Source organism: Streptomyces sp. NPDC047917 (assembly GCF_043204345.1).
In the GTDB taxonomy this organism is placed as follows: Bacteria; Actinomycetota; Actinomycetes; order Streptomycetales; family Streptomycetaceae; genus Streptomyces; species Streptomyces sanglieri.
The window spans coordinates 49443-67028 of sequence record NZ_JBIDCA010000021.1 but is presented as its reverse complement, the minus strand read 5'-3'; the positions used below and the strand labels follow the sequence as shown (position 1 = coordinate 67028).

Annotated in this window: 15 protein-coding genes; 11 read left to right on the top strand and 4 right to left on the bottom strand. The window is 71.3% G+C overall.

Annotated features, from left to right (window positions below; genetic code table 11):
• Positions 1-42 precede the first annotated feature (42 nt).
• Positions 43-1656: a tryptophan halogenase family protein gene (locus ACGF8B_RS38600; RefSeq protein WP_392747225.1), complete on the bottom strand. Its 1614-nt coding sequence runs from the start codon at positions 1654-1656 to the stop codon at positions 43-45.
• 212 nt (positions 1657-1868) lie between these two features.
• Here ACGF8B_RS38600 and sbnA point away from each other — a divergent pair, with 212 nt between their 5' ends.
• The 8 genes from sbnA (at position 1869) to ACGF8B_RS38560 (ending at position 9978) form a co-directional block, all read left to right on the top strand.
• Positions 1869-2918: a 2,3-diaminopropionate biosynthesis protein SbnA gene (gene sbnA / locus ACGF8B_RS38595; protein ID WP_259933427.1), complete on the top strand. Its 1050-nt coding sequence runs from the start codon at positions 1869-1871 to the stop codon at positions 2916-2918.
• Between the two features lie 175 nt (positions 2919-3093).
• Positions 3094-3357 (top strand): acyl carrier protein, encoded by a 264-nt coding sequence (locus tag ACGF8B_RS38590; RefSeq protein WP_392747223.1) that lies wholly within the window; start codon positions 3094-3096, stop codon positions 3355-3357.
• Positions 3354-4646 carry a beta-ketoacyl-[acyl-carrier-protein] synthase family protein gene (locus ACGF8B_RS38585; RefSeq protein ID WP_392747222.1) on the top strand — a complete coding sequence of 431 codons (1293 nt, stop codon included), beginning with the start codon at positions 3354-3356 and terminating at the stop codon, positions 4644-4646. The genes ACGF8B_RS38590 and ACGF8B_RS38585 overlap by 4 nt, the downstream gene beginning before the upstream one ends.
• Positions 4647-4681: 35 nt before the next feature.
• Positions 4682-5776 carry a beta-ketoacyl synthase N-terminal-like domain-containing protein gene (locus ACGF8B_RS38580; RefSeq protein WP_392747220.1) on the top strand — a complete coding sequence of 365 codons (1095 nt, stop codon included), beginning with the start codon at positions 4682-4684 and terminating at the stop codon, positions 5774-5776.
• Positions 5777-5832: 56 nt separating this feature from the next.
• Complete coding sequence (fabG, locus tag ACGF8B_RS38575; protein ID WP_392747218.1) at positions 5833-6576, top strand: 3-oxoacyl-ACP reductase FabG; 744 nt, start codon at positions 5833-5835, stop codon at positions 6574-6576.
• A gap of 35 nt (positions 6577-6611) precedes the next feature.
• Positions 6612-7328 carry a 2-hydroxychromene-2-carboxylate isomerase gene (locus ACGF8B_RS38570; RefSeq protein WP_392747216.1) on the top strand — a complete coding sequence of 239 codons (717 nt, stop codon included), beginning with the start codon at positions 6612-6614 and terminating at the stop codon, positions 7326-7328.
• A complete protein-coding gene (locus ACGF8B_RS38565) occupies positions 7325-8806 on the top strand; it encodes a condensation domain-containing protein (RefSeq protein WP_392747214.1) in 1482 nt (493 codons plus the stop codon). Before ACGF8B_RS38570 ends, ACGF8B_RS38565 begins: the two co-directional genes overlap by 4 nt.
• Entirely contained in the window at positions 8803-9978 is a 1176-nt protein-coding gene (locus tag ACGF8B_RS38560; protein WP_392747212.1) for an FAD-dependent monooxygenase, read from the top strand. Before ACGF8B_RS38565 ends, ACGF8B_RS38560 begins: the two co-directional genes overlap by 4 nt.
• A 271-nt stretch (positions 9979-10249) precedes the next feature.
• Here ACGF8B_RS38560 and ACGF8B_RS38555 read toward each other — a convergent pair whose 3' ends face one another.
• From ACGF8B_RS38555 to ACGF8B_RS38545, 3 genes are read right to left on the bottom strand one after another with little or no spacing between them, the layout of a single operon-like run.
• Positions 10250-11365, bottom strand: a complete 1116-nt coding sequence (locus tag ACGF8B_RS38555) for a hypothetical protein (protein ID WP_392747210.1) — start codon at positions 11363-11365, stop codon at positions 10250-10252.
• The gene (locus ACGF8B_RS38550; RefSeq protein WP_392747208.1) at positions 11362-12558 is read right to left on the bottom strand and encodes an MFS transporter; all 1197 of its coding nucleotides are present in this window, start codon (positions 12556-12558) and stop codon (positions 11362-11364) included. Before ACGF8B_RS38550 ends, ACGF8B_RS38555 begins: the two co-directional genes overlap by 4 nt.
• A gap of 52 nt (positions 12559-12610) precedes the next feature.
• Positions 12611-13360 (bottom strand): FadR/GntR family transcriptional regulator, encoded by a 750-nt coding sequence (locus tag ACGF8B_RS38545; RefSeq protein WP_392747206.1) that lies wholly within the window; start codon positions 13358-13360, stop codon positions 12611-12613.
• 363 nt (positions 13361-13723) lie between these two features.
• On the opposite strand from ACGF8B_RS38545, the gene ACGF8B_RS38540 reads away from it, so the two are divergent.
• From ACGF8B_RS38540 to ACGF8B_RS38530, 3 genes are all read left to right on the top strand, one after another.
• A complete protein-coding gene (locus tag ACGF8B_RS38540) occupies positions 13724-15139 on the top strand; it encodes a hypothetical protein (RefSeq protein ID WP_392747205.1) in 1416 nt (471 codons plus the stop codon).
• Positions 15140-15233: 94 nt separating this feature from the next.
• Positions 15234-16745: a sensor histidine kinase gene (locus ACGF8B_RS38535; protein WP_392747204.1), complete on the top strand. Its 1512-nt coding sequence runs from the start codon at positions 15234-15236 to the stop codon at positions 16743-16745.
• Between the two features lie 4 nt (positions 16746-16749).
• A complete protein-coding gene (locus tag ACGF8B_RS38530; RefSeq protein WP_392747203.1) occupies positions 16750-17403 on the top strand; it encodes a response regulator in 654 nt (217 codons plus the stop codon).
• Positions 17404-17586 lie beyond the last annotated feature (183 nt).

The window sequence follows — 17586 nt, the reverse complement described above, 5'->3', positions numbered from 1 at the left end:
CGGAGAGGAATACCGGCTGTCGGGCGACGCGGTGCGGCACGACTACTTGGCGTGCAGCCGACGGAGCGCCTCGTGGGTGCTCGGCAGGGAGTTGAGGAGTTCCTGCTGCTCCTTCTTGACCTGGGTGAACATGGCCTGCGCGGCGGCCACCGACTCCGGCTTGTGGTAAAGGATCGGCAGCGGAGCGTCCGGCTCCAGACCGAGGCCGGCGAAGATGCAGTAATAGCGCTCGTTGGTCCAGAAGTTCCGGAATTCGGCCTCGAAGTTCCCGTAGTACGTGGTGTCGTCCGTGGCCGCGGGGTTGACCGGAAGTCCTGCCTTGTACGCGTCGATCTTCTCGCGGATGCTGGCCGGGAGTTTCAGCTCCTTGTTGGCGCGCCAGAAGGGCGAGTCGGTGCGCGGGGCGAAGTAGAAGTGCGTCTGGATGAAATCGCGGGTGTCGTCGAACATCACCTCGATTTCCTTGTTGAAGTTGTCTACCAGGGCCTGGTTGAACGTCTTGTCCGGGAAGTGCTTGGCCAGCTGGTAGGCCGCGGCGGTGATGAAGTAGATACCGGTGGACTCCAGCGGCTCCAGGAAGGCGCTGGAAAGACCGATGCCGATGACGTTCTTCACCCAGGCGCGGCGGTTGCGGCCGACCCGGAACTTCACGTGGTTGAACTCGGTGGTCTCCGGGTCCAGGCCCCACAGCTCGCAGAACTCGGCGGTGGCCTCCTCCTGCGTGGTGAAGCGGCTGGAGTAGACGTAGCCGGTGCCGAAGCGGCCCGGCATCGGTATCTTCCAGGACCACCCGGAGGACATCGCGATCGCCGAGGTGTACGGCTCGACGCCGTTGGCCTCGTCGTCGTGCGGCACGGCCGTGGCGACCGCGCGGTCGCACAGCAGCTGGTCGCTCATGTCGACGAAGGGCTCCTCCATCGCCTGGTTCATCAGCAGGCTGCGGAAGCCGGAGCAGTCCACGAACAGGTCCGCGTCCAGGACCCGGCCCTCCTTGGTGTGCAGGGCCTTGACGAAGCCCCGCTCGTCCTTCTCGACCCGCGTCATCTCGTCCTGGACGTGGTTCACGCCCTGCTTCTCGGTGGCGAACCGGCGCAGGAAGTCCGCGACGAGCGCCGCGTCGAAGTGCCACGCGTACCGGGTCGGGGAGGTGCCGTCCAGGTGCCGCGGCGACTTCTTGGCGTCCATCAGCGGCGCCTCGCGGAAGCAGGCGTAGTCGTACGGCTCGTCCGTCTTGCCCTCGAACTTGTTCTTGAACCAGTAGTGCGACATCGGAACGTTGTCGTGCTCGGGGCTGATGCCGAACGGGTGGTAGAAGTGGTCCGGGCCGCCCTTGTCGAGCTCACGCGGATTGCTCTGGCCCTTGCCCGGAGTACGCCAGTTGATGAAGCGGACCGCCATCTTGTAACTGGCGTTGCACTCGCGCATCCACTCCTCCTCCTCGATTCCGAGGAAGTCGAAGAGCACACGGTGCAGATTGGGCACGGTGGCCTCGCCCACACCGATACGCGGAATGCTCGGTGCCTCCAGGACCGTGACGTCGACCGTGCTGTGGAGAGCCTTGCCGAGATAGGCGGCGGTCATCCAGCCGGCCGTACCGCCGCCGAGGATCACGACCTTCTTGATGGCGTTTTCTGTTGCGGGGGACGTGCCCGTCATATCGAATTACCTCTTCTGGCCGAAGTTGTGGTGTCGGAACTGTGGGGATGGCCAGAATCGGCAGCTTCCCTACGGCACTTCTATAACCCGGCGGAAAAGGCCGAATGAGATCGCTGGGCGGCGGGATTTATGGAGGGCGTATAGCGCGCGGGCACAGCCTGGGACCTGTTGATTCCACACTCGTATCTCCCAGCAGAGGATGGCCGCATCACATGGCGCGCACAGAACGGGAGCCGGAGACGGGGCTGAAAGGCATCCTTTCCACTGTGGGAGGAACCCCGCTCGTAGAGCTCGAACGGTTGATGCCGGGGTTCACCTCGCGGGTGTTCGCCAAGGTGGAGCGTTTCAATCCCGGCGGTAGTGTCAAGGACCGCTCGGCGCTGAACATGGTGGCCACGAAGATCCGGTCCGGGGAACTGGTCCCGGGCCGTTCGACGGTCATCGAGTCCAGCTCGGGGAACCTCGCGATCGGGCTCGCGCAGATCTGCGGCTACTACGGCCTGCGGCTCGTCTGTGTGGTGGACACCCGCACCACCCGGCAGAACATCGCGATCCTGCGGGCCTACGGGGCCGAGGTCGAGATCATCAGCGAGCCCGATCCGGCCACCGGGGAACTGCTGTCCGCCCGGCTGCACCGGGTCGCCGAACTCGTGGCCACCACCCCCGACGCCTACTGGCCCGACCAGTACGCCAACCCGCTCAACCGGCGGGCCCACGAGACCACGATGGGGGAGATCGCCGAAGCCCTCGACGGCAAGGTCGACCAGCTCGTCGTGGCCGCCGGCACCAGCGGCACGCTCGGCGGCTGCGCCGAGTACATCCGCCGGCACGGCCTCGGTACCACCGTCAACGCGGTCGACGCCCTCGGCAGCGTGCTGTTCGACTCACCCGTCGACTGCGCCCGTCTGGTGCCGGGCCACGGCGCGTCCGTCGCGCCGAAGCTGCTGCGGCGGGCCGACGCCGACCGGGTGGTGCACGTCGGCGACCTGGACTGCGTGGTGGGCTGCCGCACCCTGGTGCGCCGCGAGGCGATCCTGGCCGGCGGCTCGTCGGGCGCGGTCGTCGCGGCCCTGACCCGGCTCGCCCCCGGCATACCGCCCGGCTCCAATGTGGTGATCGTGCTGCCCGACGGCGGCGACCGCTACCTCGACACGATCTACGACGACACCTGGGTGCAGCGGCACTTCGGGGACGTCGCCCACCTGTGGGACGGGCCGTCGGACGCCGGGTTCGTGGGCCAACTGGCCGATATAGCCCAGTAATAGCGCGTCACCGCAGGATTTCCTCATCACCGAGCAGTTCCGGCGAGCAGTTCCTGTGACCAGTTCCGGCGAACAGCTCCAGTGAACAGTTCCGGCGAACAGATCCAGTGAACAGCACCCGAGACCCGAGAAATCCCGAACCGAGAAATCCCGAACCGAGCCCCGGAGGCACCACATGACCACCCAGATCGCCGACCTCAGCACCGAGCGCAAGGCCGAGATCAAGGAGATCGTCTGCGACATCCTCGAACTCGAACTCGACGAGGTCACCGACGTCAGCCTCTTCAAGGAGGAGCACGACGCCGACTCCCTGCGCACCATCGAGATCCTCGCCTCCATGGAGCGCAACTTCGGTCTCGTCCTGGAGCAGGCCGAGCTCAGCCGCATGGTCAACCTGGCGGGCGTGTACGCCGTGGTCGCGGAGGCCGAGGGAAAGTGAACGGAGCGACGGGCGGCACGGCGCCGCGCACGGCCCCCCGGCACCGGGTGGTGATCACCGGGCTCGGCGTGGTGACCAGCATCGGCACCGGGGTGGACGCCTTCGCCGACGGCCTGCGGGCCGGGCGCAGCGGCGCCAAACCGATCAGCGCCTTCGACACCACCGGATTCGCGTACTCCAACGCCTGCGAGATCACCGATTTCGACCCCGAGGAGTGGCTGCGCGACATGGCGGCCGACGAGCTCGGCCGGGCCGCGCAGTTCGCGGTGGCCGGCAGCCGGATGGCGGTCGCGGACGCGGGACTCACCGAGGACGACGTACGGGCCAGGCGCACCCTGGTCTCGGTCGGCACCACCGACGGCGAGTCCCGCGACCTGGACCACCTGATCGGCCTTCAGGTCACCGAGGGCGAGGACCGGCTCGACGCCACCGTCGCCCGCCGGGTGTGGCCCGGCCGGCTCTCCGCCGGCATCGTCCGCGAACTCGGCCTGGAGGACGTGGAGACGGTCACCGTCCCCACCGCCTGCGCGGCCGGCAACTACGCGGTCGGCTCCGGCTACGACGCGATCAGCTCCGGGGACGTCGAGATGGCGCTCTGCGGCGGGGCCGACGCGCTGTGCCGCAAGACGTTCACCGGTTTCTACCGGCTCGGCACCATCGCCCCCGACGTGTGCCGCCCCTTCGACGCCGACCGCCAGGGCATCCTGACCGGCGAGGGCGCCGGGATCCTCCTGATGGAGTCCCTGGAGTCCGCGCTGGGGCGCGGCGCCCGCATCTACGCGGAGGTCCTCGGGTACGGGCTGTCCTGCGACGCGAGCCACCCGGTCGCGCCCGACCGGGACTCCATCGCACGCTGCATCACCGCCGCCCACCGCAACGCCGGCATCGAGGCGTCCGACGTGGACTTCATCTCGGCGCACGGCACCGGCACCAAGGCCAACGACGTCACCGAGGTCGGCGCGATCCGGCAGGTCTTCGGCGACGAACTGCCGCGCACCGTGTCGATCAAGTCGATGATCGGCCACACCATGGGCGCCGCCAGCGCGCTGGCCGCCGCGGCCTGCTCCCTGGCGCTGCGGGAGGGCTTCATCCCGCCCACCATCAACCACCGCACGACCGACCCGGAGTGCGCGGTGGACTGCGTACCCAACGAGGCGGTCGAGGCCCGGCTGCGGGTCGTGCAGAACAACGGCCTCGCCTTCGGCGGGAACAACGCCGTACTGATGCTCGGCCACTGGGACGAGAACGCGGCCGAGACCCTGCCCGCCGACGCGACAGCGGCGGCCTGAACCGGCCCGACGCGGCCTGAGAGGAGTTGGACGGCATGTCAGCCGACGCGGTCACCACCGCGCATGACCTGGTCGTTTCGGGCTGGGCTGTGTCCTCCCCGTACGGGCTGGGCCGGGACGGGTTCACGGCCGGACTGCGCGAGGGACGGCGCGCCGTCGCCGCCCTGGACAGCGAGCAGTGGCCGGTGCCCTACGAAGAGGCCGGGCTCATACCCGGCTTCGACATCAAGGCCGTCCTCGGCCGCAAGGGCACCCGATCCATGGACCGGGTCACCGCCATCGCCGCCACCACCGTGGGCATGCTCCTGGAGGAGTACGGGGCCGGCCTCGCCGCCGACCCCGAGAGCACCGGCCTGGTGCTCGGCACCTCCGGCAGCGTCCAGTCGATCATGGACTTCACCCGGGACGCGCTCACCGGAAAGGCGCCCTACCTGGTCGACCCCGCCAGGTTCCCCAACACCGTGATGAACTGCCCCACCGGGCAGAGCGCCATCCGGCACACGCTCAAGGGCCCCAACGTCACCGTCTCCGGCGGCGCCGCCACCGGGCTGCTCGCCCTCAACTACGCCTCCCGGCTGCTGCGCGGCGGGCACGCCACCGCACTCCTGGCGGGCGCCGCCGAGGAGTTCTCCGTACAGCGCGCCCGGCTGGAGCAGGTCGCCGACCACGGCGGCAGCGCCGCCGAACCGCTCGGCGAGGGCGCGGCGCTCTTCCTCCTGGAGAGCGGGGCGGCGGCCCGCGACAGCGGACGCACCGTCCTCGCCACCGTCCTCGGCTGCCGGTTCCGGGCCTTCCGGAGCACCGGCCGCGCCTCCGTCGTGCTGAGGAACTGCATCGACGAGGTCCTGGCCGCCGCCGGCGCCACCGCCGACGACATCGCGCTCATCGCCCCCGGCACCCCGCCCGGCGTCTTCGGCAAGGAGGAGGCGGCAGCACTGAACGGCCTCGCCGCGCCCCACCTCGCGGTCCGCCCCCTCATCGGCGACGCCACCGCGGCCGGCGCGGCCTTCCAGCTCGCCGCCGTACTCGCCGAGTCGGCCGCCCGCCCGGAGCTGGTGGACCGGCTCGCCCTGGTCACCGCCGTCGACCGGGACAGCACCGTCGGCGCGGCCCTGCTCCGCCTCGGCTGAGCCGCCACCGCACATTCCCCATTTCCCGCGCAGCACTCGCAGAAAGGCCACGCACCATGTCCGACACTCCGAGACCGGTAGCGCTCGTCACCGGTGGATCGCGCGGCATCGGGCGTTCCGTCGTGGAGGTACTGGCCCGCGACGGATACGACGTGGCCCTGTGCTACCAGTCCCAAGCGGAAGCGGCCGAGCTCGCCGCGAAAGCGGCCCGGGAGCACGGGGCCCGGACCCTGGCCGGCCGCGTCGACGTCACCGACCGGGACGCGGTGCGCGCCTTCGTCGCCGAGACCGAGGACACCCTCGGCCCGGTCGACACCCTCGTCACCGCCGCCGGGATCGTCCGGGACAGCAACCTGGCCACACTCGCCGACGACGACTGGGACGCCGTGGTGCGCACCAACCTCGACGGCACGTACAACTTCGCCAGGGCGCTCGTCTTCCCGATGATGAAGCGCCGCCGGGGCACCGTGATCACCCTCTCCTCGGTCGCGGCCCAGGGGCAGGCCGGACAGACCAACTACTCGGCCTCCAAGGCCGGGATCATCGGCTTCACCAGGGCCCTCGCCAAGGAGGGCGGCCGGGCCGGGCTGCGCGCCAACATCGTGGCCCCCGGCTTCATCCGTACCGACATGACCGGCGGACTCTCCGAGAAGTACGCCAAGGACATGACCAGGAGCATCCCGCTCGGCCGGTTCGGGGAGCCCGAGGAGGTCGCCGAACTGGTCGCGTTCCTCGCCTCCGACCGCGCCTCCTACATCACCGGACAGGTCTTCTCCATCGACGGCGGCCTGGTCGTCTGACACCCCGGTCCTCCCGTCATCCCAAGGAGTTCGCCATGACCGCCCGCACCACCAAGCCGCCCCGGTTCTACTTCAACCTGCGCAGCCCCTACAACTTCTTCGCCCTCGCCGACCTGGAGCGCGACCACCCGGAGCTGCTCGACCGGGTCGATTGGCGTCCGTTCTGGGAGCCGGACCCGACCAGCGAGAAACTGCTCGCCGAGACCTCGCCCGGCGCCGAGTTCCCGTTCCACCCGATGTCCCGGGCCAAGCAGTTCTACATCCTGCGCGACGTGCGCAGGATCGCCGCAGACCGCGGCCTGGCGCTGACCTGGCCGGTGGACCGCAAGCCCTGGTGGGAGCCGGCCCACCTGACCTGGTTCCTCGCCGAGCGCGAGGGGCTCGGCCGCACCTGGGTCGAGCGCGCCGGGCGGGCCCGCTGGCTGGAGGGGCGCGACATCTGCGACCCGGACGTGGTGCGCGAACTGGCCGAGGAGATCGGTCTGGACGGTGCGGAGGTCGACCAGGCCCCCCACCACCCGCTGGTGCGTGAACAGGGCGTACGGGCGCTGCTCGACGTGCACCGCGACGGTGTCTTCGGCGTGCCGTACTTCATCAACGGCAGCGAGCCGTACTGGGGCCTGGACCGCGTCACCGATTTCGCCGCGTCCTTCGGCCCCGCGACCGTCCCCGCGGCCGCCACCACCGAGCCGCCCGCCGTCCCGGCCGCCGGCCGGACCACCGACATGAGCCACGCGGGAGGCTGCGGATGAGCACCGTGACCGGCACCGACGAGCGCGCCACGGCCGAGGGAACCCTGCCGCTGACCGCCATTCAGGAAGCGATGTGGACCGCGTACCGGGTCGCACCCAGGAGCGCCTCCTACAACATCGTGATGCCGCTGCTGCTGCGCGGACCCGTCGACCCCGCCGCCATGGCCGAGGCGGTCACCGCCGTCGGCGACCGGCAGGAACTGCTGCGCTCCGTCTTCACCGAGCAGGACGGCACCCCGGTCCGCACCGCCGCCGAACGGGCCCTGGTCCGGATGGAGTTCAGGGACCTCGACGGCACCGACGAGGAGGGACTGCGACAGGCCGCGGAGGAGGCGGGCGCCCGCCCCTTCCGCCTGGAGTCCGGCGCCTTCCGGGTCGTCCTGCTGCGTCGCTCCGACGACGAGTGGGCGCTGGTGACCGCCGCCCACCACATCGTCAGCGACTTCACCTCGCGCTGGCTGCTCGTCCGCGACCTGCTCGACGCCTACGCGGGCACCTCCACCGGCACCGCGCCGGCCTGGCGGCCCATCCCCGGCTCGTACACCGACCACGCCGCCGAGGAACTGCGACACATCGCCTCCGAGGCGGGGCGGCGCGGCGCGGACCGGTGGCGCGATTCGGTCGCCGGGGCGCCCGCCGCGGAACTCCCGCTGGACCGGCCGCGACCCGTCGTGCGCTCGCTCCGGGGCGGCACCGTGGTCCGGGCGCTCGCCCCGGCCACCGCCCAGGGACTCGACGCGGCGGCCAACGGCGCGGGCGTCACCCCGTTCGCCTATCTGCTCGGCGTCTTCCAGGCGCTCACCCACCGCTGGACCGGCCAGGAGGAATTCGTCCTCGGGGTGCCCGCGACCAGCCGGATGGGCAAGGCACAGCGGGACGTGATCGGCTGCTTCCTCAACACCATGCCGGTACGGGCCGAGTTCGACGCCACCAGCACCTTCCGGAGCACCGCCGCGCTGGCCGGCGAGCGGGTGATGCGGGGCATGGTCAACGTCCGCTACCCCTGCGCCCTGGCCTTCCCGCAGGCCACCGTCTTCCGCACCGCGCTGTTCCTGGTCCAGATGGACCGGATGGACCCGCCGGTGCCCAACGTCCCGCCGGGGCAGGTCATCGGCCCGTCCGTGGCGTACAAGGGGCTGGACATCGCCCTGATCGACGTACCCCAGCAGGAGGGCCAGCTGGACCTGCTGCTGCGCATCGAGCAGACCCCCGACGGTGTCACCGCCGTCTTCTCGTACGACACCGACCTGCTCGACCGGGCCACGGTCGAGCGGTTCGCGGACGGCTACGAGCGGATGCTCGCCGCGGCCGTCGCCGACCCGGACACCCGGACCGGTGACGTGGAACTGGCCGGACAGGACGAGACGGCCGCGCTGCTCGCCCTCGGCACCACCTCATTCGACGACGCCGCCGATTTCGCGGACCTCTCCGACTTCGACGACTTCGAATCCTTCGAGAACTCCTGGGAACACCGATGACCATGCGCATCGCGATCGTGGGTGCGGGACTCGGCGGTCTGACGGCCGCCGCCGCACTGCACCACCGGGGCCTGGACGTCCAGGTCTACGAGCGGGGGGAGGAGCTGCGCGAGCAGGGCGTCGGCATGCACCTCGGCCCCAACGGCACCCGACTGCTCCAACGGCTCGGCCTCGGGCCGGAGTTGGAACGGTGCGCGGTGCGCCCCGAGGCCCTGGAGGTCCGGGCCTTCCACAACGGCGCCACCGTGGCCCGCCAGGAGATGGGCGAGGCGTGGCAGGAGCGGTTCCGCGCCCCGTACTACACCGTGCACCGCGGTGACCTGCACCGGATGCTGTCCTCGCGGGTCCCCGCCGAGCGCGTGCACACCGGCAGGGAACTCGTCCGGTTCGAGGAGACCGTGTACGGGGTCGTCCTGCACTTCGCGGACGGCTCCGACGCCCACGCCGACGTGCTGATCGGCGCGGACGGGGTGCACTCGGCGGTCCGGCGCGCGGTCGCGGGCGACGACGCCCCGGTCTACTCCGGCAACAGCGCCCTGCGCGGTGTGGTCGCCGCCGCCGACCTTCCGGACCTGGACCCCGCGCTGATGTACATGTACGCGGGCCCCACCGCGCGCGTCCTGCTCTACCCGGTCGCCGGGGGCCGGCAGTTCACCTACGTCGTGGTGACCCCGGCCGCCGAAGGCGCCGCCGAGTCGTGGACCAGCGCGGGCGACCGCACCGACCTGGACGCCGTCCTGACGGGCTGGGACCCGGCCGTGCGCGCGCTCGCCGACGCGGCGGGCGAGGTGCGCCGCTGGGCGCTGTACGACCGCGAGCCGCTGACGCGGTGGAGCACCGCCCGCACCACCCTGCTCGGCGACGCGGCCCACCCGATGCTCCCGCACCACGGACAGGGCGCCAACCAGGCCGTGGAGGACGCCGTGGCACTCGCCGTCTGCCTCGAAGGGGCGGCGCCCGGCGCGGACGGCACCGCCGCCGCACTGCGCCGCTACGAGGAGGCGCGCCGCCCGCACACCACCCGCGTGCAGCTCGGCTCCCGCACCGGGCAGCAGCCGAAGGACGCCGCCGCGAACCGCCGCATCGACGCCGAGAGCGTCGACTGGGTCCTCGACCACGACGTCGAGGCCGCCCTGGACGGCACGCGGGACTGTCTTCCCCAGGCGGCCTGACGCACGGCAGGGACACCGTCCCGGCCGTCCACCGGACAGGGGCCCCTGGCGCTCTCCCCGCGCCAGGGGCCCCGGACATCTCATCGAGTACGTGGCCGTTGAAACCGTCTCGGTCTGCCGGAGCCGGCCGGGCGCGGAGCATCCTGCCGGCGCGCGCCGTGCCCGCCGCGGCACGCCGTCTGCCGCAGCACGGCGGGCAGGTGCCCGGTACGCCACACCGAGTAGTGGGGGCAGCCCCGACGGCTCGTCCGCCCGGACTGCCCCCAGTCGGTCAGCGGCTGTAGCGAGCCGGCAGGACGAGACGGGGATTGGGATCGAGCAGGATGTCGGCTGGGCCGAACTTCCCGGCCAGCTCACGGATTTCGGGGTCGTCGAGGAGCAGAAGACTGCCGTTGTCGACGAAGGGAAGGCCGTCGAGGGTGATGGTGGGCTGGTCGAACTGGCAGTCGCAGTGCGCGTGGCCGGGGCCCGTGCGGTCGACTGCCCCTTGCGGGGTCAGGCCGTCGAGGCCGAAGTAGAAGGCGCCGGCGTGCTTCTCGCGTTCGAACTGCGTACCGCCTGCCGAGCGGACCTTGGGGTTGACGCCGATGAGCGCATGGCGCATGTAGTAGCCGTCCGGCGCGTAGCGCCGCAGCTCGGCGGCCGCCGCGCCGCCGTGGATGGCGGTGACGCGGTTGTTCTCCAGCTCCAGGGTGGTCCGCTCGGCGGGGACGCCGGTGACGGTGGATTCCTCGACGACGACCACGCCGTCCGTCTGGTCGGGGTAGAAGTTGGCGCCTCCGTAGGGGAAGGGCCGCCACATGCCGGCGGTGAGGGGGGCACTCGGGTGACCCGGGGTGGTGAAGGCGCGGAAGGTCACGTCGGTGCCCAGCGCGGTCGTGACCCTGATCTCCTGTGCTGCGCCGATCCGGGCGTACGCCTTGGCCTCCAGCGCGAAGTACAGTTCGAGCGGGAACCGGGCACCGGTCGACAGCGCCGACGCCGTGGCCGTCTGGTGCAGGGAGACGAACCGGGCGCGCTGTTTCGCGATCTCGTCGAAGAACAGACGGGTGGTGTGCACTTCCCCCCACCAGGTCAGCGAGATCACTGCGTCGGCGGCGGCATGAGCCGCGGACGGCAGCGGTGAGGGCGTCGAGCGATCCCACCCGCCGGCGCTGATCGGCGGCATGGACAGCACGTGCACTTCGGCGTTGCGGTAGGCGGCCGCCGCCGTGATGGCCTGGATGACCACCGGATCGGTGCCGTGCTCGGCGAGGACCAGCACCTGCTCGCCCGCGGTGACCGCGGCGTATTCCAGGAGGTTGTAGACGCCGGGCATCAGCTCGGTGATCGACAGCGGCGCGGCCGTCGGCGTGTCCAGGTAACTGAAGGGCGCAATCGTGGTCATGACGGCGAGTCTCCGATCCGTGCGGTTGGGATAGGTCGGGAAGTGGATTTCAGGCGCAGGTCGCGGCCGGCGCCGGCGCCGACGACGGCCTGGGCGAGCGTCAGCGCGACGAGCAGCATCAGGGGGAGCGTCCATCCGCCGGTGAGTTCGTGCAGTGCGCCGAGGAGGAGCGGACCGACGGCGGCCACGAGGTAGCCGACGGACTGGGCCATCGAGGCCAGCGCCGCCGCCTGCGAGGCGTCTGCCGCCCGCTGGCTCTGGAAAGCCAGGGCGAGAACCAGACACGCTCCGCCGCCCAGGCCCGTGAGGACGCTGGACACGACGGCCAGTTGGGGGGCCACGGCCAGCAGCGCGAAACCCAGCGCGACGATCGCCGAGGCAGCCGCCGCCAGGAGTCGTTGATCCTTCCAGCGGCGGGCGAGCACGGGAACTGCACTGCTGGCGACCAGGCCGACGATCTGGTACAGGAACAACTGCCAGCCGGCGGCGGCCTCTCCCACTCCGTGGTCGTGCACGATGCTCGGCAGCCAGGCGATCGTGGTGTAGAAGCCGAGGGATTGCAGCCCCATGAACACGCTGACCTGCCAGGCCAAGGGGGAACGCCAGGGGATGCGCGCTCGTCCGGCAGGGGTTGCCGCCGCGGCGCCGGTACGCCTTTGGAGCGGAACCCAGAACCCGAAGGCCAGTACGGCCAATGCGGCCCAGACCCCCAGCGCGGTGTGCCAGCCGCCCGGCAGGTGGTCGGCCATGGGCACCGAGATCCCGGACGAGACGGCGGCCAGCAGTCCCATCGCGGTGACATAGAGGCCGGTCACCTGCCCGATCCGGTCTTCCGGCACAGTGCTCTTGATGACGGAGGGCAGCAGCACATTTCCGTAGGCGATCGCGGCCGCGATCACCACCGTTCCGATGAACACGAACGGTACGCCCGGCACGGAGCGTATGAGCAGCCCGGCCGTCAGCACGGCCAGCGAGACGACCAGGGCGCGTGGTGCGCCGTAGCGGTGCGCGGTCCGGCCGACCAGCGGCGAAGTGGCGGCGAACGTGAGCAGCGGCAGGGTCCCGAGCAGTCCTGTCCATGTGCCGGACAGTCCGGTCGATGCCTCGATACCGGGAAGCAGCGGACCCACCCCGGTCAGGGCGGCACGCAGATTCGCTGCGACGAGGACGACTCCGATCAGCAGCCACACCATGGACGGCCCACTCGGCGCTGCGGCCCTCACCTGATCCGGCAGGTCGCGCGGATCATTCACCCGCATGACGACCGGTCCCAGCGGCACCGGCCTGCTCAGCGACGACGTCCACGCTCAGTCGGCTGGTCACCCGCACCAGCATGGACGCTGCGTACCGGGCAGCGACCGCGTCGCCGGCACCGATCGCGTCGACGAGCGCGGTATGCCAGTGATCGTGCTCGGCGGCGACGTCATCGTCCCACGGCAACGCGGCCAGCAGGGCGGACAGGGCGCTGCCCAGGTGTTCGTAGAGCTCCATGAGCAGCTCGTTGCCGCCGGCCTTCACGATCGCGAGGTGAAAGGCCACGTCGGCGGCCGCGACCTGAGCCATCGACCCGGAGCGGTTGCTCTCGCGAGCCGCCACCAGGAGCTCCCGGAGTCGCGCCGCATCCGCCTCCGACCGTCGCTCAGCGGCCAGACCTGCCGCGTATTCCTCAAGCACCGCCCGCAGCTCCAGGACGTCCGCCGGCCGGGTGGTGGCCGTGCGCCGCAGCAGTACTGCTTCGAGCTCGCTGGTCACCCGGACATACGTGCCGTCGCCGACGCGCGCTTCCAGCAGGCCGAGGTGGACCAGCGCCCGCAACGCTTCGCGAATGGTGTTCCGGCTGACCTGGAGCATGTCGGCCAGCTCCTGCTCACCCGGAATACGCGTGCCCACCGGCCATCGCCCGGACGTCAGCTGCTCCCGCAACTGGTCGGCGACCTGCGCTGCCAGCGTCGTCGCCCGGCGCGGCTGCCGCAATCCCTCCATGAAGACCTCCAAATGTTGGACATCTGAACATCTGCAGAGAAACACATGGACGGCCGTCCGAGCCAGAGGCATGTGACGCACATCACTTCCAGTGTTGATGTGCGACGACACCTCCGGGGACGGACGCCCCCGGCGTCGGCTTCGGCGGGCACCGGACGGTCAAGCGGCGCAGATGATCGACCGGCCTCCCGCCGAGCGTGGGACCGGTGTCCGGCTCGGAGCGGAAGCGGTCGTCGCACCGCCCCTCGGCGAGGACCGATCGCAGTCGGCCCCGCCGATCGGACCGGAAGCGTGGCCGGTCGGCCGATGTGGTGTCGTGGCGGCGTGCCTAACGTCGTGTCGACCAAGCCACCACGCTTCGAGGGGAAACGTTCGATGGACCAGCGAGGGACGACCGGAGCACACGCCGACGCCACGACCGTGGCCGGAGTGACCACGGAGTTCGAGCCGGACGTCATGGACCTGCTGGTGAAGGCGTTGCGCCGGGCGGTCGGGAGCGAGTTCTCGGCCGTGGGGACGGACACTCTGCTGGGGGAGCTCGTGCTGGGGGACACGGAGGCGGGTGGGGCGATCGCTCCGGGGACCCGGAAGGCCGGTTCGCTCAGCGGCATGATCTTCGGCCGGGCGGGCCGGGGTTGGGTGAGCGACGACGAGGTGCGCAGCGTGTCGGCCGGTGCCGGTGCCGGTGCCTTTGCCGGTGCCGCAGCTGGAGGTGGTGCCTGTGCCGGTGCCGATGAGGAGTCCCACCAGGAAGCGGACGAGAGGGAGGTCGACGCCGCCTGGCGTGAGGCACGGTGGCGCTTCGGGCTCGGTTCGCGCGGATCGGCCGCGGAGCGCAGTCGGGCGTTGCCCGGGATGACCGGGGCGATGCGCGTGTGCCTGCTGCTCGCGCTCAGGGCGGCCCGCGTCGAGGGGACGATCTCGGTGCGCTGCCGGCACGTGGCCCGTGCCCTGTTGGACCTGCCGGACACCAGGGCACGGGAAGCCCTGTTGTTGCAGAGGCTGGACACGGCCGCCTCTGCGACCGCGCTCGACGCACTGGACGCGAGTGCCCCGGCGGAGAACGAGGGGCCGGAATCCCGCGGCGTCACCCTTCTCCGCCGGGCCGGAACGCTGGGCAGGAGCGGAAACCGTCTGACCCGCGCGCTGACTTCATGGACCTCCGGGGCCTCGGAGAACGGCTCACCGGTTCTGTTCGCGGTGACCGTCGAGGCCGTGCGGCAAGCGGTACGGCGCGGGCGCACCGTAGCGGAGCCGGTGGATCTCCTGCTGGGGACACTGGCCCTGGACCGGGCGCTGTCCGTTGCCGGGCGCTCGCTGCCCGGGAGTCTGGCGGACGCCAACGCTGCTCCGGCCCTGCTGCGCCGATACGGCGTACGGCAGGTCTCCCTGGTCTCTTCGGCTTCGGCGACCGATTCCGATTCGGTCGCGGTTCCCGGCGGCTCCGAGACGCGTCTGTCCGCCGCCGCCGACCGGACCATGGCGGTCGCGCGGCTGTCCGCCGCCGAGCACGGTTCGCCCACGGTCGGAACGATCCACCTGCTGTCCGCGCTGCTCGACGACTCGGCGACGCACACGGCGACAGCGACGGACACGGCGACGCGCGCGGCGACGCACACGGCGACAGCGACGGACACGGACGCGGACACGGCGACAGCGACGTACACGGCGACGGATACGGATACGGACCCCGGGGTCGGGGCCGGTGGCGCGGTCGTACGGATGCTGGCTGCGGACCGGGTGGACATCGCCGCGTTGCGGGCGGAACTGCGTCGCGGGCTGGGCGCGTGACCCCCGGGACCCGCCGTGCGGCGACCGCCACCGCCGCAGCTACCGTTCCTCCCGGGGATCCACGGTGGCGGGGCAGGGATGATCAATGAGTCAGGTGCCCGAAGACACGGAGCCGTTGCACCTGTCCGTACGGCTGGGACGCCGGCTGACCGGATTGTCCCGGTGGGTGCGCCGCGAGGCGGCCGAGAGCCGGGCCGCGGTGCGAGCCGCCGAACGCCGTACGGTCGGTGCCGAGGCGCTGGTCTGCGCCCTGGCGGCAGCCTTCTGTCTGATGCCGCTGCTGCTGGTGCCCCCGGAACGGCCGATGTCGGCGGTGCTGGAGGGGGTGTGGGCGGCGCTGCTCGTCCCCGCTCGGCGCGGCCGGCCGGCCGCCGCTGTCCTGGGTACCTCCTTGCTGTTCGTGGGTGCCAATGTGTGGACGCTGGCGGTGGTGCCGCTGATCGTGCTGTCCGCCGCCCGCCGCATCGCACCGCCTGGGCGTGCGTGGCAGATCACCGGGGCGGCCTGCGCCGCCGTTGGCGTCCTGACCACCGTCTGCGCCCTGGTCCGGTCCGACGACCTGCTGTCGGAACTGGCCGGCACCGCCGTCTCCGCGGTACTGCTTCTGCTGCTTCCCACGCTGGCCGGGAGCCTGCTGGGGCGGCGGCGCCCCCTGGTCAGCCTGCTGCGGGAGCGCAACGCCTACCTGGAACAGGCCCGCACGCTGACCACCGCGGCCGCCCGGACGGAAGAACGGACACGGATCGCGGGAGAGATGCACGATCTCCTGGGCCACCGGCTGAGCCTGATCTCCGTGTACGCGGGGGCGCTCGAACTCGCTGCCGAGCGGCAGGCACCCGCCCTCGCCGGACAGGCCGATCTGCTGCGCACGACGGCCGGCACGGCGATGGACGAACTGCGCGAGATCCTCGGTGTACTGCGGCACGCCGACATGGCGGACCCGGGCCTGCCGGACGACAGGCCCGGGGAGCAGAGGGGAACCCGTGAGGACATCACCGCCCTGGTGACGGAATCCCGGCGGACAGGCAGCACCGTCGAGTTGGCGTGGTCCGTTCCCGACACGGTCGAGGCGGGCCTCCGTACGCGTCAGGCGATTCACCGAATGGTCCGCGAAGGGCTGACGAACGTGCTGAAGCACGCGGCCGGTGCGCCCACCAAGGTGGAGGTCAGGAGCACGGACAGCGGGATCGAGGTGTCTGTCACCAACGACGCACCGCACGCGGCGGATCGCTCCCACGCGGGAAGTCACAGCGGGCTGGCCGGCTGCCAGGAGCGGATCTCGTTGCTCGGAGGAACATTCGAAGCGGGCGCCTTGGCGAACGGCGGTTTCCGCATGGCGGCCCGGCTGCCCGTCCAAGGGGACAGCCCTCTGGAATCCGCCGCGCTCCCAGGTGCTTCTGCCGCAACCCCCTCGGGCATGGCCCGCCTCCCGTCCAGCGGCACCAGGCGCTCCGGCGGCATCGGACAGGCAGGAGCCCGCGCCCCGCTGTCGGACGAGATCCTGACCTGGCCGCGCATCCTGGGATCGGGCTGTGTGGCAGTACTCGTGGTCCTGCCGACGGCGGGCTTCCTCGTCGTACTGCTTACGGCGGCAGCCCTAAGATGAGCTGATGATCCGAGTCCTGGTCGCCGACGACGAGGCGCTGATGCGTGCCGGGATCCGGCTCATCCTGGAGAACGCCGAGGACATCGAAGTGGTCGCCGAGGCGGGCGACGGTCGGGAAGCCGCAGCGGCGTGCCGCGCCCAGGACATCGATGTAGCCCTCCTCGACATCCAGATGCCGACCAGGGACGGAATCGCGGCCGCCGAGGACATCGCCCGCCTCTCGCCCCGCACCTGTGTCGTGATGCTGACGGCGTTCGGCGAGGAAGCGCGCGTGACGCGCGCCCTGCGGGCCGGCGCGAGCGGGTTCCTCCTCAAGGACACCGGCCCCACCGAGCTGATCCGCGCCGTGCAACTCGCGGCGAGGGGGGAACCCGTACTGGCACCCCGGATCACCCGCCGGCTGCTGGAGCGGCACGTGCAGTCCGGACGGGACACCGAGGCCGCCCTGCGCAGGACCGAAGAGCTGACCCCGGCCGAACGGGACGTCCTGCGACTGCTCGGCACGGGCCTGTCCAACGCCGAGATCGCCGATCAGCTGTATCTGAGCGCCGGCACGGTCAAGGCGCACATCAGCCGGATCCTCACACGCACCGGCTGCGCCAACCGCGTACAGGCCGCCGTCCTCGCACACGACGCCGGGCTGCTCACCGACCGTTGAGGCGCTGCTGCGACCGTTGACGCGCCACTCCGACCGTTGACGCGCCACTCCGATGCGCCACTCCGACGCGCCACTCCGATCGTTGAGCCGGCGCTCCGATCATCGAGGCACCGCTCCGCGTCCGTGACGAGCCGGCCGGGCATGCCCGAGCGGGCCGAGGCGCAGCGCTCGTAGCCGGTGCGG

What these genes read in the sequence shown, in the direction of transcription:
- sbnA (WP_259933427.1), top strand. Translation starts at nt 1,869, where the DNA reads ATGGCGCGCACAGAACGGGAGCCGGAGACGGGGCTGAAAGGCATCCTT.
- ACGF8B_RS38570 (WP_392747216.1), top strand. Translation starts at nt 6,612, where the DNA reads ATGACCGCCCGCACCACCAAGCCGCCCCGGTTCTACTTCAACCTGCGC.
- ACGF8B_RS38580 (WP_392747220.1), top strand. Translation starts at nt 4,682, where the DNA reads ATGTCAGCCGACGCGGTCACCACCGCGCATGACCTGGTCGTTTCGGGC.
- ACGF8B_RS38560 (WP_392747212.1), top strand. Translation starts at nt 8,803, where the DNA reads ATGACCATGCGCATCGCGATCGTGGGTGCGGGACTCGGCGGTCTGACG.
- ACGF8B_RS38565 (WP_392747214.1), top strand. Translation starts at nt 7,325, where the DNA reads ATGAGCACCGTGACCGGCACCGACGAGCGCGCCACGGCCGAGGGAACC.
- ACGF8B_RS38530 (WP_392747203.1), top strand. Translation starts at nt 16,750, where the DNA reads ATGATCCGAGTCCTGGTCGCCGACGACGAGGCGCTGATGCGTGCCGGG.
- fabG (WP_392747218.1), top strand. Translation starts at nt 5,833, where the DNA reads ATGTCCGACACTCCGAGACCGGTAGCGCTCGTCACCGGTGGATCGCGC.
- ACGF8B_RS38555 (WP_392747210.1), bottom strand. Translation starts at nt 11,365, where the DNA reads ATGACCACGATTGCGCCCTTCAGTTACCTGGACACGCCGACGGCCGCG.
- ACGF8B_RS38540 (WP_392747205.1), top strand. Translation starts at nt 13,724, where the DNA reads ATGGACCAGCGAGGGACGACCGGAGCACACGCCGACGCCACGACCGTG.
- ACGF8B_RS38550 (WP_392747208.1), bottom strand. Translation starts at nt 12,558, where the DNA reads ATGGTGTGGCTGCTGATCGGAGTCGTCCTCGTCGCAGCGAATCTGCGT.
- ACGF8B_RS38590 (WP_392747223.1), top strand. Translation starts at nt 3,094, where the DNA reads ATGACCACCCAGATCGCCGACCTCAGCACCGAGCGCAAGGCCGAGATC.
- ACGF8B_RS38600 (WP_392747225.1), bottom strand. Translation starts at nt 1,656, where the DNA reads ATGACGGGCACGTCCCCCGCAACAGAAAACGCCATCAAGAAGGTCGTG.